The sequence below is a fragment of the Pseudomonas sp. 300 genome, from assembly GCF_055803035.1.
On sequence record NZ_JAVLRV010000002.1, the window covers coordinates 4,030,165 to 4,052,609 of the forward strand.

Annotated in this window: 21 protein-coding genes; 15 read left to right on the forward strand and 6 right to left on the reverse strand. The window is 59.3% G+C overall.

Features of this window, described 5'->3' with window-relative positions:
- The first annotated feature begins 126 nt into the window (after positions 1 to 126).
- Genes Q7W83_RS25060 through Q7W83_RS25075 form a run of 4 tightly spaced genes read left to right on the forward strand, consistent with a single transcriptional unit; the run spans position 127 to position 4,127 of the window.
- Positions 127 to 1,053 (forward strand): DUF72 domain-containing protein, encoded by a 927-nt coding sequence (locus tag Q7W83_RS25060; protein WP_473657529.1) that lies wholly within the window; start codon positions 127 to 129, stop codon positions 1,051 to 1,053.
- Positions 1,050 to 1,847: an endonuclease/exonuclease/phosphatase family protein gene (locus tag Q7W83_RS25065; protein ID WP_150638489.1), complete on the forward strand. Its 798-nt coding sequence runs from the start codon at positions 1,050 to 1,052 to the stop codon at positions 1,845 to 1,847. Before Q7W83_RS25060 ends, Q7W83_RS25065 begins: the two co-directional genes overlap by 4 nt.
- Positions 1,844 to 3,139, forward strand: a complete 1,296-nt coding sequence (gene clsB / locus Q7W83_RS25070; protein ID WP_150630318.1) for a cardiolipin synthase ClsB — start codon at positions 1,844 to 1,846, stop codon at positions 3,137 to 3,139. The genes Q7W83_RS25065 and clsB overlap by 4 nt, the downstream gene beginning before the upstream one ends.
- The gene (locus tag Q7W83_RS25075) at positions 3,126 to 4,127 is read left to right on the forward strand and encodes a lysylphosphatidylglycerol synthase domain-containing protein (protein WP_150630317.1); all 1,002 of its coding nucleotides are present in this window, start codon (positions 3,126 to 3,128) and stop codon (positions 4,125 to 4,127) included. Before clsB ends, Q7W83_RS25075 begins: the two co-directional genes overlap by 14 nt.
- A gap of 105 nt (positions 4,128 to 4,232) precedes the next feature.
- Here Q7W83_RS25075 and Q7W83_RS25080 read toward each other — a convergent pair whose 3' ends face one another.
- From Q7W83_RS25080 to Q7W83_RS25090, 3 genes are all read right to left on the reverse strand, one after another.
- A complete protein-coding gene (locus Q7W83_RS25080) occupies positions 4,233 to 4,991 on the reverse strand; it encodes an alpha/beta hydrolase family protein (protein ID WP_150630316.1) in 759 nt (252 codons plus the stop codon).
- Positions 4,981 to 6,090 carry a DUF3182 family protein gene (locus Q7W83_RS25085; RefSeq protein ID WP_473657536.1) on the reverse strand — a complete coding sequence of 370 codons (1,110 nt, stop codon included), beginning with the start codon at positions 6,088 to 6,090 and terminating at the stop codon, positions 4,981 to 4,983. The genes Q7W83_RS25080 and Q7W83_RS25085 overlap by 11 nt, the downstream gene beginning before the upstream one ends.
- A gap of 308 nt (positions 6,091 to 6,398) precedes the next feature.
- Positions 6,399 to 7,391, reverse strand: coding sequence for a GlxA family transcriptional regulator (locus Q7W83_RS25090; protein WP_473657539.1), 993 nt, complete (start codon positions 7,389 to 7,391; stop codon positions 6,399 to 6,401).
- A gap of 102 nt (positions 7,392 to 7,493) precedes the next feature.
- On the opposite strand from Q7W83_RS25090, the gene Q7W83_RS25095 reads away from it, so the two are divergent.
- From Q7W83_RS25095 to Q7W83_RS25140, 10 genes are all read left to right on the forward strand, one after another.
- The gene (locus Q7W83_RS25095; RefSeq protein WP_473657541.1) at positions 7,494 to 8,042 is read left to right on the forward strand and encodes a cysteine hydrolase family protein; all 549 of its coding nucleotides are present in this window, start codon (positions 7,494 to 7,496) and stop codon (positions 8,040 to 8,042) included.
- Between the two features lie 283 nt (positions 8,043 to 8,325).
- A complete protein-coding gene (locus tag Q7W83_RS25100; protein ID WP_150630312.1) occupies positions 8,326 to 8,907 on the forward strand; it encodes a YjfI family protein in 582 nt (193 codons plus the stop codon).
- Positions 8,908 to 8,932: 25 nt separating this feature from the next.
- Positions 8,933 to 9,631, forward strand: coding sequence for a PspA/IM30 family protein (locus Q7W83_RS25105; RefSeq protein WP_150638493.1), 699 nt, complete (start codon positions 8,933 to 8,935; stop codon positions 9,629 to 9,631).
- A 154-nt stretch (positions 9,632 to 9,785) separates the two neighbouring features.
- Complete coding sequence (locus Q7W83_RS25110) at positions 9,786 to 10,349, forward strand: rhomboid family intramembrane serine protease (RefSeq protein ID WP_150630310.1); 564 nt, start codon at positions 9,786 to 9,788, stop codon at positions 10,347 to 10,349.
- A 72-nt stretch (positions 10,350 to 10,421) separates the two neighbouring features.
- A complete protein-coding gene (locus Q7W83_RS25115; RefSeq protein WP_150630309.1) occupies positions 10,422 to 11,456 on the forward strand; it encodes an ion channel in 1,035 nt (344 codons plus the stop codon).
- Positions 11,443 to 12,117, forward strand: a complete 675-nt coding sequence (locus Q7W83_RS25120) for a DUF2491 family protein (protein WP_150630308.1) — start codon at positions 11,443 to 11,445, stop codon at positions 12,115 to 12,117. The genes Q7W83_RS25115 and Q7W83_RS25120 overlap by 14 nt, the downstream gene beginning before the upstream one ends.
- Positions 12,118 to 12,131: 14 nt before the next feature.
- A complete protein-coding gene (locus Q7W83_RS25125; protein ID WP_150630307.1) occupies positions 12,132 to 12,560 on the forward strand; it encodes a DUF350 domain-containing protein in 429 nt (142 codons plus the stop codon).
- Positions 12,561 to 12,578: 18 nt separating this feature from the next.
- Positions 12,579 to 13,295, forward strand: coding sequence for a DUF1190 domain-containing protein (locus tag Q7W83_RS25130; RefSeq protein ID WP_150638497.1), 717 nt, complete (start codon positions 12,579 to 12,581; stop codon positions 13,293 to 13,295).
- Positions 13,296 to 13,307: 12 nt separating this feature from the next.
- The gene (locus Q7W83_RS25135; protein WP_473657548.1) at positions 13,308 to 14,465 is read left to right on the forward strand and encodes a glutathionylspermidine synthase family protein; all 1,158 of its coding nucleotides are present in this window, start codon (positions 13,308 to 13,310) and stop codon (positions 14,463 to 14,465) included.
- A 156-nt stretch (positions 14,466 to 14,621) separates the two neighbouring features.
- Positions 14,622 to 16,826 (forward strand): OsmC domain/YcaO domain-containing protein, encoded by a 2,205-nt coding sequence (locus Q7W83_RS25140; protein WP_150638501.1) that lies wholly within the window; start codon positions 14,622 to 14,624, stop codon positions 16,824 to 16,826.
- A gap of 69 nt (positions 16,827 to 16,895) precedes the next feature.
- Here Q7W83_RS25140 and Q7W83_RS25145 read toward each other — a convergent pair whose 3' ends face one another.
- The gene (locus Q7W83_RS25145) at positions 16,896 to 17,423 is read right to left on the reverse strand and encodes a single-stranded DNA-binding protein (protein ID WP_473657551.1); all 528 of its coding nucleotides are present in this window, start codon (positions 17,421 to 17,423) and stop codon (positions 16,896 to 16,898) included.
- 9 nt (positions 17,424 to 17,432) lie between these two features.
- On the reverse strand, positions 17,433 to 18,830 hold the full coding sequence (locus Q7W83_RS25150) for an MFS transporter (RefSeq protein WP_150630302.1): 1,398 nt from the start codon (positions 18,828 to 18,830) through the stop codon (positions 17,433 to 17,435).
- Positions 18,831 to 19,021: 191 nt separating this feature from the next.
- On the opposite strand from Q7W83_RS25150, the gene uvrA reads away from it, so the two are divergent.
- A complete protein-coding gene (gene uvrA / locus Q7W83_RS25155; RefSeq protein WP_150630301.1) occupies positions 19,022 to 21,856 on the forward strand; it encodes an excinuclease ABC subunit UvrA in 2,835 nt (944 codons plus the stop codon).
- Between the two features lie 65 nt (positions 21,857 to 21,921).
- On the opposite strand, the gene bfr is transcribed toward uvrA, so the two are convergent.
- Positions 21,922 to 22,386, reverse strand: a complete 465-nt coding sequence (bfr, locus tag Q7W83_RS25160) for a bacterioferritin (RefSeq protein ID WP_150630300.1) — start codon at positions 22,384 to 22,386, stop codon at positions 21,922 to 21,924.
- Positions 22,387 to 22,445 lie beyond the last annotated feature (59 nt).

The window sequence follows — 22,445 nt, forward strand, 5'->3', positions numbered from 1 at the left end:
GCCCGCTCCCACAGGATCCTTGATGTTCTTTCGCGTTTACCGTCCGTAGTCCCGTCGAAACTTTCTCGCTTGCCCCGCAGTCATCAAAAGACAGGGGCAACCGAGGACCATCAGACAGGAGGCGACATGGCGGGGATTCACATTGGTATTTCAGGCTGGCGCTACACACCCTGGCGGGGCGATTTCTACCCGAAGGGGCTGACCCGGAAGCGCGAATTGCAGTTCGCGTCACGGGCGGTCAACAGCATCGAGATCAATGGATCGTTTTACGCCCTGCAACGGCCCGAACGTTACGCCCAGTGGTACGACGAAACCCCGGCAGACTTCGTCTTCAGCATCAAAGCCCCGCGGTTCATCACCCACATCAAACGCCTGCGAGATGTCCATAAACCCCTGGCGAACTTCTTTGCCTCAGGGGTATTGGAACTCAAGGAAAAACTCGGCCCTGTCCTTTGGCAATTCCCGCCGAACTTCAAGTTCGACGCCGAGCTGTTCGAACACTTTCTCGAGCAATTACCCCGCGACACCGAACAGGCCGCCCACCTCGCCCGCCAGCATGATTCGCACGTGAGCGGTCACGCCAGCATGAAGGCTTACAAGAAAAAGCCTTTGCGCCATGCCGTGGAGATCAGAAACGACACCTTCGTCGACCCGGCGTTTGTCCGCCTGCTCAAACGTCACAACGTTGCCCTGGTCATCGCTGACACCGCCGGTAAATGGCCGTATCGCGAAGACATCACCAGTGACTTCGTCTACCTGCGCCTGCACGGCGCCGAAGAACTCTATGCCAGCGGTTACACCCCCGAAGCGCTGGAGCGCTGGGGTGAACGGATCGACGCCTGGAACCACGGCCGACAACCCTCCGACCCGCAACTGATCGCACCGCGGCAAAAGCCCAAGACGCGCAAATCCCGCGAAGTGTTTTGCTATTTCGACAATGACATCAAGGTCCGCGCGCCCTTCGATGCCCGCCGTTTGCTCGAACATTTCCATCTCGACAAGAGCCTCGTCACCGCCCCCGGTGAGCCTGCTGCCGAAGGGGGGCTGCCATGAATGGGCCCGAGCCGTTCAACGCCACCGATGATCAGCCGCCAACCATGGCCGCCGTGCGCCGCTTCACCGTGCTGACGGTCAACACACACAAGGGTTTTACCGCGCTGAACCGGCGTTTCATCCTGCCGGAACTGCGTGAAGCGGTGCGCAGCGTGTCCGCCGACGTGGTGTTTTTGCAGGAAGTCCACGGCACCCACGAACATCATCCCCGGCGCTACAGCAACTGGCCGACGATGCCGCAGTACGAATTTCTCGCCGACACGCTATGGCCGCAATTTGCCTACGGGCGCAACGCGGTGTACCCGGCGGGCGATCACGGCAATGCGCTGCTGTCGAAATTCCAGATCATTCGCCATGACAACCTTGACGTGTCCATCAGTGGACACGAGAACCGCGGCATCCTGCATTGCGTATTGCGCCTGCCCGCCGATGGCCCGGAAGTGCACGCGATTTGCGTCCATCTGGGGCTGCGCGAAACCCATCGTAACGAACAATTGAAACTGCTGACCCAGCGCCTCGCAGAATTGCCGAGCGACGCGCCAGTGATTGTCGCCGGTGACTTCAACGATTGGCGCCAGCGCGCCGATGCGCTGCTCAAGCCCTGTGGTTTGCGCGAGGTCTTCGCCGAACACCACGGCAAACCGGCGCGCAGTTTTCCGGCTCGAATGCCGGCCTTGCGCCTGGACCGCATCTACGTACGCAACCTCAAGGCCAGCCGTCCGCAAGTCCTGGCGGCGCGACCCTGGTCACACCTTTCCGACCACGCACCGCTATCGGTGGAGATCGAGCTATGAGCAGCGCACCGATGGAAAAGACCACCGTGGAACACGTGCCCACCAATCCGCCGGTGCGTGAACCCGGGGTGGTCGACGTTGAGTACGGTTGGCAGGGCAACAACCGGGTGGATCTGCTGGAAAACGGCGAAGAATATTTCCCGCGGGTGTTCGAAGCCATGCGCCAGGCCAAGACTGAAATCCTCCTGGAAACCTTCATTGTGTTCGAGGACAAAGTCGGCGATGAGCTGCAGCAAGTGCTGATCGACGCGGCTCAACGAGGTGTGCGGGTCACCGCCAGTCTCGACGGTTTTGGCTGCGGCGAGCTGAGCACCGGCTATCTCACCGCATTGAGCGAGGCCGGTGTGCACCTGCAAATATTTGACCCGGCACCGAAGCGGTTGGGTATCCGCACCAATTGGTTCCGACGCCTGCACCGCAAAATCGTGGTGGTCGACGGCGCGATTGCGTTCATCGGCGGGATCAACTTTTCTGCTGACCATCTGGCCGACTTCGGCCCCGAGGCCAAGCAGGATTATTCGGTTGAAGTGCAAGGCCCGGCGGTGGCCGACATTCATCATTTCGCCCTGCTGCAATGCGGTCGCCCGGCCCGCGCCAAATACTGGTGGCAGCGCCGGCGGCAGCGGCGGGCGGAGCTGGCGTTCAACGATCACGATGGCCAGGTCCGTTTGGTGTACCGCGACAACGGTGATCATCAGACCGACATCGAAGAGGTTTATCGACAAGTCCTGCGCACCGCCCAACGTCGCGTGGTGATTGCCAACGCCTACTTCTTTCCCGGCTATCGCTTGCTGCGCGAGATACGCAACGCCGCGCGCCGGGGCGTCGAGGTGCGACTGATCCTGCAAGGCCAGCCTGACATGATGGTGGCCAAACTGGCGGCGCGCATGACCTATGACTACTTGCTCAAGGCCGGGGTGCAGATTCACGAATATTGCGAGCGCCCGTTGCATGGCAAAGTCGCGCTGGTGGACGAAGACTGGAGCACCGTTGGCTCAAGCAACCTCGACCCGTTGAGCCTGTCGATGAACCTGGAAGCCAATGTGCTGATCCGCGATCGGGCCTTCAACCGCGATTTGTTCGAACGCCTTGAAACGCTGAGCAACAACCATTGCAAAGCCATGTGTGCGGACAAATCCCCGCGCGGAAGGGTCTGGCACATGACCGTCGGCTTTCTGGTGTTTCACTTCCTGCGGCATTTCCCGGCCTGGGCCGGTTGGCTGCCGGCACACAAGCCGCGCCTGAAACCCTTCACCCACGCTGCCGGGAGTGATCGCCATGGACCGCGCTGAAACCCACTCGTCACCTCACGCCGACAGCCCGACGCCCGCCTCGATAAAAAAAACACGCTGGAGTCAGTGGAAAAAACCGCTGACGATGCTGTTTTTCCTGGCGCTGATCGTCCTCTTCACCCTGTTGGCCCAGCGCATCGAATGGAACGAGGTGTTCGACACCCTCGCCGATTTCAAAGTGCGCACGTTGATCATCGCCTCCGGGCTGACGCTGGTGAGTTTTCTGGTGTACGCCTGCTTCGACCTGATTGGCCGTACCTATATCCGACAGGACCTGACCTGGAAGCAGATCCTGCCCGTGGGGATCATCAGCTACGCCTTCAACCTCAACCTGAGTGCCTGGGTCGGCGGCATTGCCATGCGCTATCGGCTTTACTCGCGGCTCGGCGTGAGTAAAAGCAACATCGCGAAAATCCTCGGGCTGAGCCTGGCGACCAACTGGTTCGGCTACATGGTGATTGCCGGCGCAGTGTTCAGCAGCGGACTGGTACGCATGCCACCGGGCTGGAAACTCAGCAGTGGTGCCTTGCAGGGCGTGGGTATTTTGTTGCTGCTGGTGAGCGCGGGTTACCTGGCGGCTTGTCAGTTTTCCAAGCGGCGCGAGTGGGCGATTCGCGGCGTCGAAATCAACTTGCCATCCCTGCGCATGGCGATGCTGCAACTGGCGCTCGGAGCGCTGAACTGGTCGCTGATGGCGGCGGTGATTTTCACCCTTCTGCCGAGCAAACTGGATTATCCACTCGTGCTTGGCGTGTTGTTGATCAGCGCGATAGCCGGGGTGATTACGCACATTCCGGCGGGGCTCGGGGTATTGGAAGCGGTGTTTGTCGCGTTGCTGCAACATGAGGCTTCGCGGGGAAGTCTGGTGGCGGGCTTGCTGGCGTATCGGGCGATTTATTTCATCCTGCCGTTGTTGATTACGTTGGTGATGTATTTGATCGTCGAGGCCAAGGCCAAGTCGCTGCGGATTGCGAAGAAGCCCACGTGATTGGGTGCCTTTGAAGACGCCATCGCGAGCAGGCTCGCTCCCACATTAGACCGAGTTCAACTGTGGGAGCGAGCCTGCTCGCGATGGCGTCAGGAGCACCACCACTCACTTCGACTGGATAATGCTCAACCGCTCACCCACCACCATCTCGGTAATCCAGTCCACCAGGATCGAGGTATACGCCTGCTGCGACACCGGCTCGCTCAACGCGTGGTCGGCGCCGTCGATGATGCGGTGGGTCAGCGAGTGCGTCTGCTGACACGCGGCCCGGTAACTCATGATGGTCGCGTGGGGCACATAGTCGTCCGTCTCAGACTCCACCAGCAGCACATCCCCGGTAAATTGCGAACAGGCATGCAACGCGCGATTGTTGTCGGCGCGCACCAGCGTGCTGCGGTAATCACGCAAATCGAGCTTGTCCAGTTCGCGCTTGGGCGTGTGCCATTGTTCATCGCGATACAACGCCGGCACCCGCAGTGCCAGCCAGCGCACCGGGCGCAATGACGTCAAAATCGAAGCCAGATAGCCGCCATAACTGGTGCCGACCACGGCAATCGCCGAGGTATCGAGCGCTGGATGCGCGAGCAAACGGTCGTACGCCGCCAGCAGGTCTCGCAGGTTGTCTTCACGGGTGACCCGTGTCAGCGGAATGCCGGTGCCGCCGGTGTGCCCGCGCAAGTCGAACGTCAGGCACACACAGCCCAAACCGGCGATGCCTTTGGCCCGTTCAAGATCACGCTCCTGACTGCCGCCCCAACCGTGCACGAAGAGCACGCCGGGGACTTTCGATTTGGGGCTGAGAAAAGTCCCGATCATTTGTTCATCGTCGATGTCGATCTGGATGGTTTCGCTTCTAGCCGTCATAGGATTTGACCGTTACGTACTTGAGGAGAAATTCACTGTTTTGCGCCGGCCCGCGGTACACCTCGATGGCATCCGCCGGCAGCGCTTGATCGATGTAGGTTTCCACCGAAGACACGCGAATTGCACGCATCCCCGGGTCGTTGACGAAGCTCTGCAACGCCGCCACTTCGGCACTGCTGGCACCGCCCATGCGCCAGGACTGTTCAAGCACACCGCTGCGCTGTTTGCCGTTACTGTCCAGGCCTTGCGCGATGTCGTAGTTGCGCCGCGAGGCATAGAAGCCGGGATAGGCCTCGTCCGCCGCGCGGTCGAACACCTGCGCTTGCTGGATGGCCAAGCGCACATCCTCGGGCAGTTGCAGTTCGAGCAGATCGTCGTAGCCGCCCTGCACCACCAGCAGATTGGAACCTCCATAAACCTGCTCGCCATGACCGTCTGCGGTCAAGTACTGATCACCGCAGTAACTGAGCACGGCGTCGCCGATGAAGCTTTGGCCGACACTGTGAGTCACCACATCGCTCAGGTCTTGCTCCAACACCACACCTTCGGTGAACAGCGCCTTGGCATCGGGCCTGCCGAGGATCGCATCGAATTCGTCGAGGCTCTGGATCACCTCCTGACCGCGTCCGGCGCAGGCATGGATCGGTTTCAGGCGAATCGGGCCGCTATAGAGCAAATGCTCCGCTGCCGGACGTGCATCGTCGAGGGAGAACACGCTCAGACCATCGAGCACCACGCTGCGCACCCGTTCGGAAAACAATGGCGACCAGCCGTGTGGAGCAACAGCGTTTTTACTGCGCAGGCCGTGGCTGATGGCTTTGGTGCAGATGAAATCATGTTCGACATAGCCCCCCCACAAATCCTTCGGGCCCTTGACGCCCAATTGCCGCGCGGCAGCAGCGCCGACCAGGGTTTGGGTTGGCAGCAGATAAAGATCACAGCCTGCGTGGTGTTCGGGGTCGTAACTGCCGCCAAATTTGAACCCGAGAACCTGCGCCAGCCATCGGGCCAATGCGCGATTGGTGTCGACTTCATGCTGTGGCGCGTCGGGCCGCACCGAATGGGCGACTACCAGTTTATTGCGGTTTGTTGGGGTCATGCGTCCCCCTTCAATCGGCGCTCGATGAATGTAGTGGGAGGGGTGCAGAGATCAGGCCAAGGGCTCCCGTATTGAAACCTTCGACAATTCAATCAGTTGCCGAATGGGTAATAGCACTGAGCCTGTCTCATTCTGCACGACTGCTCGTTCACTCCCGGCATTTTGCACGACTCACGCGATACGCAAGGTCATTGTGGGAGCGAGACCGGCTTGCCGGCGATTGCGGTGGATCAGTCGAAATCAACGCTGAATGTTATGGTCTCATCGCGAGCAAGCTCGCTCCCACATTTTGATCGGCGGCATTCTGGCTAACGAGCAACGTTTGAGGGCGTCACTCCAAACCGCGCCCGATAATCACTCGGTGCCAACCCGGTAATCTTTCTGAATGTCGCGCGAAACGCGCTCGGGTCCTGATAACCCACAGTCCAGGCAATGTGGTCGATGGTGCCGTTGGTGAACTCAAGCATTTCCCGGGCCTTGCCGACCCGCAAATGCTGGCAGTACTCGGTGGGTTTCAGCCCGGTCGCAGCGCGGAACCGGCGCAGAAAGGTCCGCTCTTCCAGCCCTGCCCGTTCGGCCATGGTCGTCAGCGAAACATCGGTCGCGCCGGTGCTTTGCAGCCAATGCTGAACCTTGAGAATCGAGGCATCGCCGTGGCTGAGGATCGGTGAAAAGTTGCTGCCACATTCACTTGCACTGTCGCTGTGTTCCACCACCAGAAACCGTGCGGTGCCGGTGGCGATGCTCGGCCCCAGCAGCCGGTCCACCAGGCGCAACCCCAGCTCGGACCAGGCCATCAACCCGGCCGTGGTGATCAGGTCGCCGTCATCGACGATCGGCGTATCGGCCTTGAGCTTGATCGCGGGATACCGCTCGGCGAAAGCCTTGGCCGAGCTCCAGTGGGTGGTGGCGCTGCGGCCGTCGAGCAGGCCGCTTTCAGCCAATAGAATCGAACCCACACAGACGCCGCCGAGGGTCGCGCCCTGTGCATGTTGCTGACGAATCCAGCTCAGCAAGCCTTGCGGTGCCTGGCCTTCGAAAAAACCGCCAATCGACGGCGGGATCAACACCGCCACCAATGCGCCGTCCGGCGCGGGCTGACTGTCATAGACGCGCTCGGGCACCTGATCGCCATCGACCTGCCAATGGCTGACCCGCAGCAGCGGCAACTGCGCCGACTGATGCTCGGCGGCAATCCGGTTCGCCACCCCGAACAAGTCCGTCAGCCCGTGCACCGCCGCCATCTGCGCGCCGGGATAAATCAGCACGCCCAGCTCGGCGATTGCCCTTGGTGCGTCCATTGTCAGTTTTCCCCCTTCAATTGTCGGTGCGGCCAATCCTCGAACGACCGTGCGCAGCCAATACTTCATTCCACACCCAACACATACTTCGAGGAAACAGTCATGGCCAAGCAAGCACTCATCGTAGTTGATATCCAAAACGACTACTTCCCCCAAGGCAAGTGGCCGCTAGTCGGCGCCGACGCTGCTGCGGATAACGCCGTGCGTCTGCTCAAAGCGTTTCGCGATGCCGGCGACGCGGTGGTGCACATTCGCCACGAGTTCACGTCCGACGAAGCGCCGTTCTTCACCCCCGGCTCCGAAGGCGCCAAGCTGCACCCCAAAGTCCTGAACCGTGCCGACGAGCCGGTGGTGCTCAAGCACTTCGTCAACTCGTTCCGCGAAACGGAACTGCAGTCCATTCTCGACGAAAAAGGCATCAAGGAACTGGTGGTGGTCGGCAGCATGAGCCACATGTGTATCGACGGCATCACCCGCGCGGCCAACGACCTCGGCTACAGCGTCACGGTGATCCACGACGCCTGCGCCTCCCGTGACCTGGAGTTCAACGGCCTCACCGTTCCGGCCGCCCACGTTCACGCTGCCTTCATGTCGGCATTGGGCTTTGCCTACGCCAGCGTAATCTCTACTAACGAGTTTCTGGCTGTTTGAAACGAAGGACCTGTGGGAGCGAGCCTGCTCGCTCCCACCGTCGTGCGTGGAAAGAAAACACTTTTGAACCCACAGTTCCCAGAGCCCGAAAAATCTCACGCGTGAGCTATTGAGGGTTGCCAGATTTGCCTGTAGTGTTTCTCACGCGTGAGTTTTTCACAACGAGGTCAGCACCATGAACAGCAGCTCTCCATCAGATCCGCCTGCCGGGTCTGTGACCGATTCAGCGAGCCGCAAGGGAGAGCGCTCGAAACCGTCCGCGAAAAAACCGTCGAGCTTCTACATGAAGCAGATGCGGGCGGGCCTGGGGGCCGCCGGTTATGTGAAACACGAGACTTGGGTGCTTCCCGAAAACCGAAGCCTGCTCAAGCAGATGGAGAAACAGCTACGCCAACCGATTCGGGCTGGCTCATTCATGTCGGAGAATTACATGAGCGCAGGTAACAACTGGAACATCGATCGCCTCTACAGCGCCCTTCAAGCCCTGGACGAAGTGGTCTCGAACGACATCACCCTCTCCCTCGTTCAAGGCTCCGAGTCCAGCATCAAGCTGGAAATGAACGACTTCGGTGGCTTGCCGATTTACATCGCGGTGGTGGGCGACCAGATCATCGTCGATACCGTGCTGGTCGACGTCGAGTCGATCAAAGACGTGCCGGCCTTCAATGATGCCGTGTTGCGCAGCCGGGAAATGTTTCCGCTGTCGTCGATCGGTATCGAGTCCATGCCCAACGGGCAGGTCGTTTACAACATGTTTGGCGCACTCAGCTCCGACTCGAGCCTGACCAACGTCGTGACCGAGGTCAAAACCCTCGTCGACAACGTGCAGCGCGCCAGCGAAGCCTTCGAACGTTTCTTCAATTAATTATTCGGGAATCAGGGAATATCCAATGACTCAGTCCATCTGGAGCAAATTGTTCACCGCACTGCGTGGCGGCGCCAACGAAGTCGGCGAATCGATCGTCGACCAACAGGCCCTGCGCATCCTCGACCAGGAAATTCGCGATGCTGACAGCGCGCTGGCCAACGCCAAGCGTGAGTTGGTGACCATCATGGCCAAGCACAAACTGTCGGCCGATCGCGTCAGCGAGTACAACGCCAAAATCAAGGACCTGGAATCCAAAGCCCTGGCCGCGATCCAGGCGAACCGTGAGGATCTGGCACTGGAAGTGGCCGAAGCCATTTCGACCCTGACCAATGAACTGGATGTCGAGCAGAAGCAGGCCACTGAATTCGGTGGTTATGCGGAAAACATGCGCAAAGACATCACCAAGGCTGAAAACCGCATCAAAAGCCTGCGCCAGCAAGTGGACATGGCCAAGGCCCGCGAAAGCGTACAGAAAGCACAGGTCAGCGCGTCCATCGCCAGCGGCGGCGCCAATGGCAAACTGGAAACCGCCGTCGGTACGTTGAATCGCTTGCAGGCCAAGCAGCAGCAACGTGCCGCGGAACTGGAAGCCCAGGACCAACTGGCCGATGCCTCGACCGGTACCGACCTGGAGCGCAAACTGCGCGAAGCCGGCATCACGCCGGACGCGGGCAGCGCAAACGCGATCCTGGAACGCCTGAAGCAGAAATCGGCTGAGTAACCCACTCAGTCGCAGATACATAACCTGTGGGAGCTAGCCTGCTAGCGATTACGGTTTGTCAGGCGACATTAATGTTGACTGACACTCCCTCTTCGCGAGCAGACTCGCTCCCACATGGCTTTGCGTTGCAATTCTGATTGATACGAGGTCAAGGATGGATACCCTGAAGGGTTTCAAGACAATCGCCAGCCTCGCCATTTTCATGGTGGCGCTGCAACTGCTCAATGTCGCGACCGGCTACAGCCTTGTGGCCTTCGGCCTGGTGCCGAGAACCGTCCACGGATTGGTCGGCATCATCACGTCACCCTTTTTGCACGCATCCTTTGCGCACCTCAGCGCCAACCTGATTCCCTTCCTGATTCTGGGTACCCTGGTCATTGTCGAGGGGCTCAACCGGTTCCTCACCGTCAGTGCGATCATCATTCTGCTGGGCGGTTCGCTGGTCTGGCTGTTCGGGTTTTCCGGCGTGCACATCGGTGCCAGCGGCTGGGTATTCGGGCTCTGGGCTTATCTGCTGTCCCGCGCCTGGTTTCACCGCAGCTGGGGCAACCTGATCACGGCCAGCGTCGTGGCATTGCTGTATGGCGGCCTGGTTTTTGGCTTTCTTCCGCGCCAGGGTGTGTCCTTCGAAGGGCATCTCTTTGGTGCGCTCGCCGGATTTATTGCAGCCAAAGTACTTTTCTCTGCGCCGCGCAGCAGGTTTAATGCCGCCGGTTAACCGCACTTGAGCATTCAGACGCCGAGGCGATAACGTCGCCAAGGAATGAATACCCACGGAGTCAGGGACGCAATGTCGATTTTCCTTTTACTGCGCATGTATGCCTCGTCCCTCTTCCACCGATTCGGCTGGGCAGGACTGGTCATTGCCTTGGGCGTGCACCTGACCACGGCGTATCTGGGCCTGGTGTTGCTGGGCGAACAGCACCTCACCGCCCCCGCCACGTTTACCTACTTCTATCTCACCACCACGCTGACCGTAGGCTATGGCGATCTCGCGCCACAGACATCGGCGGGGCGCATTTTCGTGGCCACCTGGGTCATGCTCGGCGGCATTGCGCTGCTGACGGCCGCCATCGGCAAAACCACCAGCAGTGTTATCGATGTATGGAGAAAAGGCATGAAGGGCAAAGGTGATTACACCGGCAAAGTCGGGCATACGGTGCTCATCGGCTGGGAAGGTGCGTCCAGCGAACGGGTCGTCGAATTGTTGCTTCAGGATGAAACCTCGAACGACAACCTGATCGTCATTTGCGATTGCACCCTTGAAGAAAATCCCATGCCCGGCCAGGCAGCCTTCATCAAGGGCGAAAGCCTGTCCTCGGTGGCACTGCTATTGCGTGCCGGCGTTCCCGGAGCCGAGCGCGTACTGGTGCGAACCCATTCAGACGACCTGACCCTGGCCACCGTACTGGCGGTCAATCAGCTGAAACCTGTCGGGCATGTGGTCGCGCATTTCAACGACAGTGAAATCGCCGCACTCGCCAGCGCCTACGCTCCCAGCCTGGAATGCACGTCAAGCATGGCCATCGAGATGCTCGTGCGCGCCTCCCAGGACCCGGGTTCGTCCGTGGTCATCAACGAATTGCTGTGCGTGGGCCAGGGCGCGACCCAATACCTGATGAAACTGCCCGAGACGTTTAACGCGACGTTCGGCGATCTGTACACGCAGATGAAAGAACGTCACAACGCCACCCTCATCGGCTATCGCGCCAAGGGCGCCCGACAACCATCGATCAACCCGCCCGGCGCGACGCGCATTGACGGCGGCGAGCTCTTCTACATCGCCTCCACTCGCCTCAAGGAAATCTCCAATGGGATGGTTTAAGCAGTTGATGGGGCTTGAGGCCCCGAACGCGAATACAGAGTCGAAATGGACAGCCAACCAAACCCAACCAGCCACCGGCCCGTTGGGTCTGGCGCTGGGCAAAGGCGTAATGTTCGACACCACGCTTAAATTGTTGCTCGACGAAAAAACCTCGGTGGCCATTCCCGGCTCCCAACAGGTCTGGAGCAACGGCACCATTGACCTCGGGCAGTCGACCTGGCTGTCGCGCTATTACATGAACGACGAAGACTACTGGCTGCAAGTGCACACCACCGGCGATATCGCTGGCCAGATCGAGTCGGTGATCCTGTTCAACTACCTCAGCTACATCACCATCAGCAGCGAAGCGGAGCTGCGTCGGCTGGCAGGCCCGCAAAGCTTGATCGGGCTGCCGACCTACACCCACAACGGCGTCGAGTACACCCGCGAATGGGGCACCGAAAATGGCCAGACAGAACTGGTGGCGTTGAGCGAACAGCTGAACAATCCGGAGGAGTCCTACAGTATCGAGCACCGTTCGATGCTGTACGCCCGCGAAACCGGCCTGACCGACCGTCGTGAGTTCCTGCTGTTTTCCGTCGAAGAAGACGCCGAAGGCACGATCAGTTTGAGCACTTCGTTGGGCATTTCACTGTACACCACCGACCTGAACACTTTTTAAAAAGGAAGAAACCCATGCTAGAAGCGCTCTCCGTCTCCCTGAACAAAGCCGCCGTGTTCGGGTTTGTTGCGTACATCGTCGGCGCCGCCGTGCTGTTCGCGCTGTTCCAGTTCATCTACACCCGCCTCACCCCGCACAAAGAATTCGAACTGATCCGTTCGGGCAACGTCGCGGCCGCAATCGCCTTGGGCGGCGCCGTCATCGGTTTCGCCATTCCGGCCAGCAACGTGATTGCCTACTCGATCAGCATTCTCGATTTCGTCGTCTGGGCAGTCATTGCGGCATTCGTGCAATTGCTGGCGTTCCTGATGACCAGCCTGGTGCTCAAGGGCACCTCCGAGCGCATCAAGAAAGGCGAAATCGCCGCCGGTATCTACGTGGCAGCCGTGGCCATCAGCGTCGGCATGTTGAATGCCGCCTGCATGACCCCTACCTCGAACTGATCGCGCACGGAGCTCCCGATGAAACGAAGCAAGTACGTTCAGCTCTCGCTGGCAGCATCGGTCGCCATGGCGATATCAGGTTGCGGGCCAACAGAAAAAACCTACGCGGTACAGAAGAAGTACAACTTCCAGTCCGTGCAGCAATGCGCCGATGAAAAACTTCCGGTGGACGTCTGCTCGGACGCCTTCATGACCGCCATGGCTGAGCATCGGCGCATTGCACCGGTGTACGACAACCAGGCCGATTGCGACGCTGACTTCGTCGCCGACTGGTGCCAGCAGGACTCCGCCGGCAAATTCATCCCCAAACTCGGCGGCTTCGAATTGACCGCCGATGGCGAGGTGACGCAATCCCAGGTGGACGCCGCCAAAGCGCAATTGCCCGCCTCGGAAGCGAACAGTGGCGGCTCCGGATTCTCCGGCACCAGCCTGCTGACGGGCCTGCTGATCGGCAACATGCTGAGCAACAACCGCAACAGCTATTACTCCGAGCCGGTTTACCGCTACCGCGACGACCGGGGCAGCTATTCGTCGTCGACGCTCGGCCAGCGGATTTCGAAAGGTTCGACCTTTACCAAATCCAATCAGGCGCGATACGGCAGCAGCAATTACGCCGACTCGATCCGTTCTTCTGCAAGCAAGCCGGTGTCCGTTGCCTCGTCCACTTCCCGTGGCGGCTTCGGCAGCAAAGCCAGTGCGCGCAGCGGCTGGGGCGGCGGCGGGTCGAGCAGTTAAGGAAACCGGGCCATGAAGAAAATCCATTGCGCAGAGCGTCCTGACTGGAAACAGACTGCCGAGAATCTCGGCTTTATGTTCCACACCATCGACGACGAACCCTATTGGGACGAGAGCGCGTACTACCAGTTCACGCTCAAGCAGATCGAAAACGACCTGGAAGACCCGACCACCGAGATTCATGAGATGTGCATGGACCTGGTGGCCCGCGTGGTGCAGAGCGAGGAGTTGCTGGGGCGCCTGAGCATTCCGGCACCGTTCTACGACCTGGTTCGTACGTCATGGCTGGAAGGTCATCCGCATCTGTACGGGCGCATGGACTTTTCCTATAACGGAAGTGGCCCGGCCAAACTGCTGGAGCTCAACTACGACACGCCGACCAGCCTGTACGAAGCGGCGGCGTTCCAGTGGGGCTGGCTGGAGCAATGCATCGAACGCGGCTTGCTGCCCAAGCACGCCGACCAGTTCAACAGCATCGACACCAAGCTGCATCAGGCCTTTGCTCAATTGCAGCTTACACGGCCCTTCTATTTCGCCTCGATGAAAGACTCGGTCGAGGACAAAGGCACCACCGATTACCTGCGGCTGGTGGCGGAAAAGGTCGGCATCGAATCCCGCCACATCGACATCGAAGACATTGGCCTGACCAGTGACGGACGCTTCGTCGATCTTGAAGATCGCTGGATTCCTCACCTGTTCAAACTGCACGCCTGGGAGTTCATCTTCCACGAGCCCTTTGGTGCAGCGATTGCCCAGAGTGATACGCAGTTTTTCGAACCGGCCTGGAAATCCATCATCTCCAACAAAGGCATCCTGCCGCTGTTGTGGGAATTCAACAAAGGCCATCCGAACCTGCTCGCCGCCCATCTGGATACCGACCCGAACACGGCGGTGCCCAAGGGTTGGGTGCGCAAGCCGTTCTTCTCGCGGGAAGGCGCCAACATCGAGCTGCAAACAGCGGACGGTCTGATCGTAAAAGAGGACGGGCCCTACACGGACGCGCCGTTTATCCTTCAGGAGTTCGCGCCGCTTCCGCAGTTTGGTGATAGCTACACGCTGATCGGTTCTTGGGTGATCGGCGATCAGGCGGCAGGGATCGGAGTGCGTGAAGACAACAGCCTGATCACCAAGGATTCGAGCCGGTTCCTGCCGCACCTGATACTCGACTGAACAATTCATCGTTTAGAAAAAGCCCGGTGCCGTGCATCGGGCGTCTGGGTGAAACAGCTGTAAACCTGATCAAGGACCAGACAACCACAAGACTTACCGCTGAAAAGCCGGATAATGGCGGCCAAATCGTCTAGCCCGTTATTCTGGTAATCCCCCATGGAAATCAAGGTCAACTTTCTCGACAACCTTCGGCTTGAAGCCAAGTTCGACGACTTCACGGTGGTGGCCGATCAACCTATCCGCTACAAGGGCGATGGCTCGGCACCGGGCCCGTTCGACTACTTCCTGGCTTCGTCGGCGTTGTGTGCGGCGTACTTTGTGAAGTTGTACTGCAGCACGCGCAACATCCCTACGGACAACATCCGTCTGTCGCAGAACAACATTGTTGACCCGGAAAACCGCTACAACCAGATTTTCAAAATCCAGGTCGAGTTGCCGGCAGACATCTCCGACAAGGACCGCCAAGGCATCCTGCGCTCCATCGACCGTTGCACCGTGAAAAAAGTGGTGCAGGCCGGGCCTGAGTTTGTGATCGAAGAGGTGGAAAACCTCGACGCCGATGCCCAGGCGTTGTTGATGCCTGCTTCCAGTTCAGAGGCAGGCACTTACATTGCGGGCAAGGATCTGCCGCTGGAGCAGACCATCGCCAATATGTCGGCCATCCTGGCGGACCTGGGCATGAAGATCGAAATCGCCTCGTGGCGCAATATCGTGCCCAACGTGTGGTCGCTGCATATCCGCGATGCGCACTCGCCGATGTGCTTCACCAACGGCAAGGGCGCGACCAAGGAAGGCGCGCTGGCGTCGGCATTGGGCGAGTTTATCGAGCGACTCAACTGCAACTTCTTCTACAACGACCAGTTCTGGGGCGAAGACATCGCCAACGCGCCGTTTGTGCATTACCCGGACGAACGCTGGTTCAAGCCTGGTCGTAAAGACGCGCTGCCGACTGAAATTCTCGACGAGTACTGCCTGAAGATTTACAACCGCGACGGCGAGCTGCGTGGCTCCCATCTGATCGACACCAACTCGGGCAATGAAGAACGCGGCATCTGCTCGCTGCCCTACGTACGCCAGTCGGACGGCGAGGTGGTGTATTTCCCGTCCAACCTGATTGAAAACCTGTTTCTGAGCAACGGCATGAGTGCCGGTAACACGCTGGCCGAGGCCCAGGTGCAGTGCCTGTCCGAGATCTTCGAGCGCGCGGTCAAACGCGAAATCATCGAAGGTGAATTTGCACTGCCGGATGTGCCGGCCCACGTGCTGGCCAAGTTCCCCGGCATACTGGCCGGTATTCAGGCATTGGAAGAACAGGGCTTCCCGGTGTTGGTCAAGGATGCGTCACTGGGGGGTGAATTCCCGGTGATGTGCGTCACGTTGATGAACCCGCGTACCGGCGGTGTGTTCGCCTCGTTTGGCGCGCACCCAAGCCTGGAAGTGGCGCTGGAACGCAGCCTCACCGAATTGCTCCAGGGCCGCAGCTTCGAAGGCCTCAACGACTTGCCCCAGCCGACGTTTGAAGGTCATGCGGTGACCGAGCCGAATAACTTCGTCGAGCACTTTATCGACTCCAGCGGCGTGGTGTCGTGGCGCTTCTTCAGTTCCAAATCGGATTACGAATTCGTCGAGTGGGACTTCTCCGGCCAGGGTGAAAACTCGAACGCCGAGGAAGCCGCGACCTTGTTCGGCATTCTCGAAGGCATGGGCAAAGAAGTGTACATGGCGGTCTACGAGCATATCGGCGCGACGGCCTGCCGCATCCTGGTGCCGGACTATTCGGAAATTTATCCGGTAGACGATCTGATCTGGGATAACACCAACAAAGCGCTGTTCTTCCGCGCCGACATCCTGAACCTGCATCGCCTGGACGAAGAAGAACTGCAAGCGCTGGTCGAGCGTCTGGTGGAAAGCGAGCTGGACGACTACACCGACATCACCAGCCTGATCGGCATCGAATTTGACGACAATACCGCTTGGGGTCAGCTGACGATTCTGGAATTGAAGCTGCTGATTTATCTCGCCTTGCAGCAATTTGAAGAGGCGAAAGAAGCGGTGGAAATGTTCCTGCAGTACAACGACAACACGGTTGAGCGTGGCTTGTTCTACCAGGCCGTCAATGTGGTGCTGGAGATGAAGCTGGACGAAGACCTGGAACTGGAAGACTACGAATCCAATTTCCGCCGGATGTTTGGCAACGAGCGGATGGATGCAGCGATCGGCTCGGTGGACGGCAGCGTGCGCTTCCATGGCTTGACGCCGACCAGCATGAAATTGGAGGGTCTCGACAGGCACCAGCGCCTGATCGATAGCTACAAGAAGCTGCATTCGGCACGGGCTAAGGTAAGCACGTTGCCCCATTAACAGCGCCCACAAAAAAGCGAAGCCCAAGGGCTTCGCTTTTTTTTGTCTGCGGTTCTGAAAAGCTATGGATCAGAACGGGATATCGTCATCAAAGCTGTCGAAATCCGGAGCTGGCTGAGGAGCGGTCTGCTGCTGTGGAGCTGGACGTGACTGCTGTTGCGGTGCCGACTGCTGCGGGCGCGGAGCCTGCTGGCGTGGAGCCGGAGCGGACTGCTGATAGTTATTGCCCCCGCCTTGTTGGTCGCCCTGTTGTGGACGGCCGCCGAGCAGTTGCATGGTGCCTTGCATGTCGACCACGATTTCAGTGGTGTAACGCTTGATACCGTCTTTTTCCCACTCGCGGGTCTGCAGCTTGCCTTCGATGTAGACCTGCGAACCTTTACGCAGGTATTCGCCGGCGATTTCCGCCACTTTGCCGAACATCGACACACGGTGCCATTCGGTCTTCTCGACCTTCTGACCGGTTTGCTTGTCGGTCCACTGTTCGCTGGTCGCCAGACTCAGGTTGGTCACGGCGTTACCGTTAGGCAAGTAGCGAACTTCGGGATCCTGGCCGCAAGTGCCGACCAATATGACTTTGTTAACCCCACGGGCCATAACGTTCTCCTAGGCTTCGCACGCTGTCGCGGCCGGGTTGTTCACCAGACGCTCGAGGGTGGTGCGATCCAATAGTTCGGTGTCCAATTTGATGTAAATCGCCGCTTCATCCGCGACGATCACTGCATCTGTTACCCCTACAACGGCCATCAGGCGCTCGACCAGACCCGCTTCGCGGATCGCCTCGGGCGACAACGGCAAGCGCAGGCTCGTCACGTAGGGAGGTTCGCGCATGGTAACAGCAAAGGCCAACCAGAGGGCAGCCAGGCCGGCGCATCCGAGGAAGACAACCGACAGACCGCCATGCTGGAACATCCAGCCGCCGAGTATCCCGCCCAGTGCCGATCCGAGGAACTGACTGGTGGAATAAACCCCCATCGCCGTGCCCTTGCCGCCCGCCGGTGAAACCTTGCTGATCAGCGATGGCAACGAAGCTTCCAGCAAGTTGAACGCGGTAAAAAACACCACCGTCCCAATTACCAGAGCCCGCAAGCTATCGCCGAACTGCCAGAAGAATAGCTCAGTGAGCATCAGCGTCAGCACCGCGCCCAATAAAACTCGTTTCATTTTGCGTTTCTTCTCGCCGTAGATAATGAACGGGATCATGGCGAAGAAGGAAATCAGCAGCGCGGTCAGGTAGACCCACCAGTGCTGCTCTTTGGGCAACCCGGCTTTTTCGACCAGGGCCAGCGGCAATGCAACGAAGCTCGACATCAACATCGCGTGCAACACAAAAATGCCCAGGTCCAGGCGCAACAGGTCGGGGTGCTTGAGCGTCGGCATCAGCGCCTGACGCGCAACGCCGGACTCACGGTGCTGCAACGGCCCGGTGGACCGCGGCACCATGAACATCACAATCACGATACCCACCAGCGCCATGCCGCCGGTGGCGAGGAACAACCCGGACAGGCCGAAGGCGCGAGTCAGCAACGGTCCTACCACCATGGCGACCGCGAACGACAGACCAATCGTCATGCCAATCATGGCCATGGCTTTGGTCCGATGCTGTTCGCGGGTCAGGTCTGACAGCAACGCCATCACGGCCGCGGAAATGGCCCCGGCGCCTTGCAGGATTCGTCCGGCGATCACGCCCCAGATCGAATCGGCATTGGCCGCCAGCACGCTGCCGAGGGCGAAGATGATCAGCCCCAGGTAAATCACCGGGCGGCGACCGATGCGATCGGAAATGAAACCAAAAGGAATCTGAAAAATCGCCTGGGTCAGGCCGTAAGCGCCAATCGCCAGCCCGATGAGGGCCGGGGTCGCTCCTGCCAGATCCATCCCATAGGTCGCCAGTACCGGCAACACCATGAACATGCCAAGCATACGGAAGGCGAACACAAGGGCCAGACCGCTTGCAGCGCGGGTCTCACTGCCACTCATGCGTTCGCTGTGGGGATCGTGCATGGAAAAACCTCATGTGAACCGGCGGCGATTCTACCAGTCCCATCGATTGACAGGGTATATCGCGACGCTTTGACGCGCTCCGCTGACAGACTCTTCATGTAAGACAGCCATCCACTCGTTTGATAGTGTGCATCCATCCAGTATTTGGCCGTATACTCCTACGTTTTCGACGCCCGCCGAGCGAGGCCACTTTGGACAAGATCCTGATTCGTGGGGCCCGAACCCACAACCTGAAGAACATCGACCTGACCCTGCCACGGGACAAACTGATCGTCATCACCGGCCTGTCCGGATCCGGCAAATCGTCCCTGGCATTCGACACGCTGTACGCCGAAGGCCAGCGCCGCTATGTCGAGTCGCTGTCGGCCTATGCCCGGCAGTTTTTGTCGATGATGGAAAAACCTGACGTCGACACCATTGAAGGTTTGTCGCCAGCCATTTCCATCGAACAGAAGTCGACCTCGCATAACCCGCGCTCGACCGTCGGCACCATCACCGAAATCTACGATTACCTGCGCCTGCTTTACGCTCGCGTGGGTATTCCGCGTTGCCCGGACCACGACATTCCGCTGGAAGCGCAGACCGTCAGCCAGATGGTCGACCTGGTCCTCGCGCAACCGGAGGGCAGCAAGCTCATGCTGCTGGCGCCGGTGATTCGCGAGCGCAAAGGCGAACACCTTTCGGTCTTCGAAGAGTTGCGCGCCCAGGGTTTTGTAAGGGCCCGGGTCAACGGCAGGATCTGCGAGCTGGATGAGCTGCCGAAGCTGGACAAGCAAAAGAAGCATTCGATTGATGTCATAGTCGACCGCTTCAAGGTCCGCGCCGATCTGCAACAGCGTCTGGCCGAGTCGTTCGAGACCGCGCTGAAACTGGCGGACGGTATCGCCCTCGTCGCACCGATGGACGACGAGCCGGGCGAAGAGATCATCTTTTCCGCGCGCTTCGCCTGCCCGATTTGTGGCCACGCGATCAGCGAACTGGAACCCAAGCTGTTCTCCTTCAACAACCCGGCCGGTGCCTGCCCGACGTGCGATGGCCTGGGGGTGAAGCAATTCTTCGACATCAAGCGACTGGTCAATGGAGAACTGACCCTGGCCGAGGGCGCGATTCGCGGCTGGGACAGGCGCAACGTCTATTACTTCCAGATGCTCGGGTCGCTGGCGGCGCACTACAAGTTCAGCCTCGAAGTACCGTTCAACGAACTGTCGGCCGATCAGCAGAAATTCATCCTGCACGGCAGCGGTTCGCAAAACGTCGACTTCAAATACCTGAACGACCGTGGCGATATCGTCAAACGTTCGCACCCGTTCGAAGGCATCGTGCCGAATCTCGATCGTCGCTATCGCGAAACCGAGTCGGCGTCTGTGCGTGAAGAGCTGGCCAAGTTCCTCAGTACCCAGCCTTGCCCTGACTGCCGTGGCACACGCCTGCGTCGCGAGGCGCGGCATGTCTGGGTAGGCGAGAAGACGCTGCCGGCGGTGACCAATCTGCCGATTGGCGATGCGTGCGAGTACTTCGGCGTATTGAAACTGACCGGACGTCGCGGTGAAATTGCCGACAAGATCCTCAAGGAAATCCGTGAGCGACTGCAGTTCCTGGTTAACGTCGGTCTCGATTATCTGTCGCTGGATCGCAGTGCCGACACGCTGTCCGGCGGTGAAGCTCAGCGGATTCGTCTGGCCAGCCAAATCGGCGCCGGCCTGGTGGGCGTTCTGTACATCCTCGATGAACCGTCGATTGGTCTGCACCAGCGCGATAACGACCGTTTGCTTGGCACGCTCAAGCATCTACGGGACATCGGCAACACGGTGATCGTGGTCGAACACGATGAAGATGCCATTCGCCTGGCGGACTATGTCGTGGATATTGGCCCGGGTGCTGGCGTTCATGGCGGGCATATCGTCGCCGAAGGCACACCCGCCGAGGTGATGGCTCACCCTGACTCCCTGACCGGCAAGTATTTGTCAGGCCGGGTGAAGATTGCCGTCCCGGCCAAACGCACACCGCGGAACAAGAAGTTGTCGCTGTCCCTCAAGGGTGCTCGCGGCAACAACTTGCGCAACGTCGATCTGGAGATTCCGATTGGCCTGCTGACGTGCGTCACCGGCGTCTCCGGCTCGGGCAAGTCGACGCTGATCAACAACACGCTGTTTCCTTTGAGCGCGACGGCACTCAACGGTGCGACGACGCTCGAGGCTGCGGCTCACGACAGCATCAAGGGGCTGGAGCATCTGGACAAGGTCGTCGACATTGACCAAAGCCCGATCGGCCGCACGCCCCGCTCCAACCCGGCAACCTACACCGGGCTGTTCACGCCGATTCGCGAACTGTTCGCTGGCGTGCCGGAATCCCGTTCGCGTGGCTACGGACCGGGGCGTTTCTCCTTCAACGTGAAGGGCGGACGCTGTGAGGCCTGTCAGGGCGATGGCCTGATCAAGGTTGAAATGCACTTCCTGCCAGACATCTATGTTCCGTGCGACGTCTGCAAGAGCAAGCGCTACAACCGCGAAACGCTGGAGATCAAGTACAAGGGCAAGAGCATCCATGAAACCCTTGAGATGACCATCGAGGAGGCTCGGGTGTTCTTCGATGCGGTGCCTGCCTTGGCGCGCAAGCTTCAGACGCTGATGGATGTCGGCCTGTCGTACATCAAGCTGGGGCAATCGGCGACCACGTTGTCCGGTGGTGAAGCCCAGCGCGTGAAACTGTCCCGCGAACTGTCGAAGCGCGATACCGGCAAGACGCTGTATATCCTCGATGAACCGACTACCGGTTTGCACTTCGCGGATATCCAGCAACTGCTCGACGTGTTGCATCGACTGCGCGACCACGGCAACACCGTAGTGGTGATCGAGCACAACCTGGACGTGATCAAGACGGCTGACTGGTTGGTGGATCTGGGGCCGGAAGGTGGTTCCAAAGGCGGGCAGATCATTGCCGTCGGTACGCCTGAAGAAGTCTCCGAGATGAAGCAGTCTCACACCGGCTTCTACCTCAAGCCGCTGCTGGCTCGCGACAAAGCCTGAGTCAGCCCCATGAAAAAGCCCCTGTCACTTTGTCGGTGACAGGGGCTTTTTTGTCTCGGCTGCAATCAGGTGTGGGATTGCAGATAGTTCTCGAGACCGATCAACTTGATCAGCCCCAACTGCTTCTCCAGCCAGTAGGTGTGATCTTCTTCGGTATCGTTCAACTGAATGCGCAGGATCTCGCGGCTGACGTAGTCTTTGTGCTGCTCGCAGAGCTCGATGCCCTTGCAGAGTGCGGCGCGGACTTTGTATTCCAGACGCAGGTCGGCAGCGAGCATGTCAGGTACCGAGGTGCCGACATCGAGATCGTCCGGACGCATGCGTGGCGTGCCTTCCAGCATCAGGATTCGGCGCATCAGGGCATCGGCGTGCCCTGCTTCCTCTTCCATCTCGTGGTTGATTCGTTCGTAGAGCTTGGTGAATCCCCAGTCCTCATACATCCGCGAGTGAACGAAATATTGATCACGCGCGGCCAGTTCGCCGGTCAGCAACGTGTTGAGGTAATCGATTACGTCTGGGTGGCCTTGCATCGCCCTACATCTCCCTGCTTGAAAGTCTGTAGTTTGAACCACGACGACTGTTTGGTCAC

Coding starts and splice junctions, on each gene's coding strand:
- Q7W83_RS25145 (WP_473657551.1), bottom strand. CDS start 17,423: ATGGCCCGTGGGGTTAACAAAGTCATATTGGTCGGCACTTGCGGCCAG.
- Q7W83_RS25090 (WP_473657539.1), bottom strand. CDS start 7,391: ATGGACGCACCAAGGGCAATCGCCGAGCTGGGCGTGCTGATTTATCCC.
- bfr (WP_150630300.1), bottom strand. CDS start 22,386: ATGCAAGGCCACCCAGACGTAATCGATTACCTCAACACGTTGCTGACC.
- Q7W83_RS25080 (WP_150630316.1), bottom strand. CDS start 4,991: ATGACGGCTAGAAGCGAAACCATCCAGATCGACATCGACGATGAACAA.
- Q7W83_RS25065 (WP_150638489.1), top strand. CDS start 1,050: ATGAATGGGCCCGAGCCGTTCAACGCCACCGATGATCAGCCGCCAACC.
- Q7W83_RS25130 (WP_150638497.1), top strand. CDS start 12,579: ATGAAACGAAGCAAGTACGTTCAGCTCTCGCTGGCAGCATCGGTCGCC.
- Q7W83_RS25085 (WP_473657536.1), bottom strand. CDS start 6,090: ATGACCCCAACAAACCGCAATAAACTGGTAGTCGCCCATTCGGTGCGG.
- Q7W83_RS25135 (WP_473657548.1), top strand. CDS start 13,308: ATGAAGAAAATCCATTGCGCAGAGCGTCCTGACTGGAAACAGACTGCC.
- Q7W83_RS25060 (WP_473657529.1), top strand. CDS start 127: ATGGCGGGGATTCACATTGGTATTTCAGGCTGGCGCTACACACCCTGG.
- Q7W83_RS25150 (WP_150630302.1), bottom strand. CDS start 18,830: ATGCACGATCCCCACAGCGAACGCATGAGTGGCAGTGAGACCCGCGCT.
- Q7W83_RS25140 (WP_150638501.1), top strand. CDS start 14,622: ATGGAAATCAAGGTCAACTTTCTCGACAACCTTCGGCTTGAAGCCAAG.
- clsB (WP_150630318.1), top strand. CDS start 1,844: ATGAGCAGCGCACCGATGGAAAAGACCACCGTGGAACACGTGCCCACC.
- Q7W83_RS25095 (WP_473657541.1), top strand. CDS start 7,494: ATGGCCAAGCAAGCACTCATCGTAGTTGATATCCAAAACGACTACTTC.
- Q7W83_RS25100 (WP_150630312.1), top strand. CDS start 8,326: ATGAAGCAGATGCGGGCGGGCCTGGGGGCCGCCGGTTATGTGAAACAC.
- Q7W83_RS25115 (WP_150630309.1), top strand. CDS start 10,422: ATGTCGATTTTCCTTTTACTGCGCATGTATGCCTCGTCCCTCTTCCAC.
- Q7W83_RS25105 (WP_150638493.1), top strand. CDS start 8,933: ATGACTCAGTCCATCTGGAGCAAATTGTTCACCGCACTGCGTGGCGGC.
- Q7W83_RS25125 (WP_150630307.1), top strand. CDS start 12,132: ATGCTAGAAGCGCTCTCCGTCTCCCTGAACAAAGCCGCCGTGTTCGGG.
- Q7W83_RS25120 (WP_150630308.1), top strand. CDS start 11,443: ATGGGATGGTTTAAGCAGTTGATGGGGCTTGAGGCCCCGAACGCGAAT.
- Q7W83_RS25110 (WP_150630310.1), top strand. CDS start 9,786: ATGGATACCCTGAAGGGTTTCAAGACAATCGCCAGCCTCGCCATTTTC.
- Q7W83_RS25075 (WP_150630317.1), top strand. CDS start 3,126: ATGGACCGCGCTGAAACCCACTCGTCACCTCACGCCGACAGCCCGACG.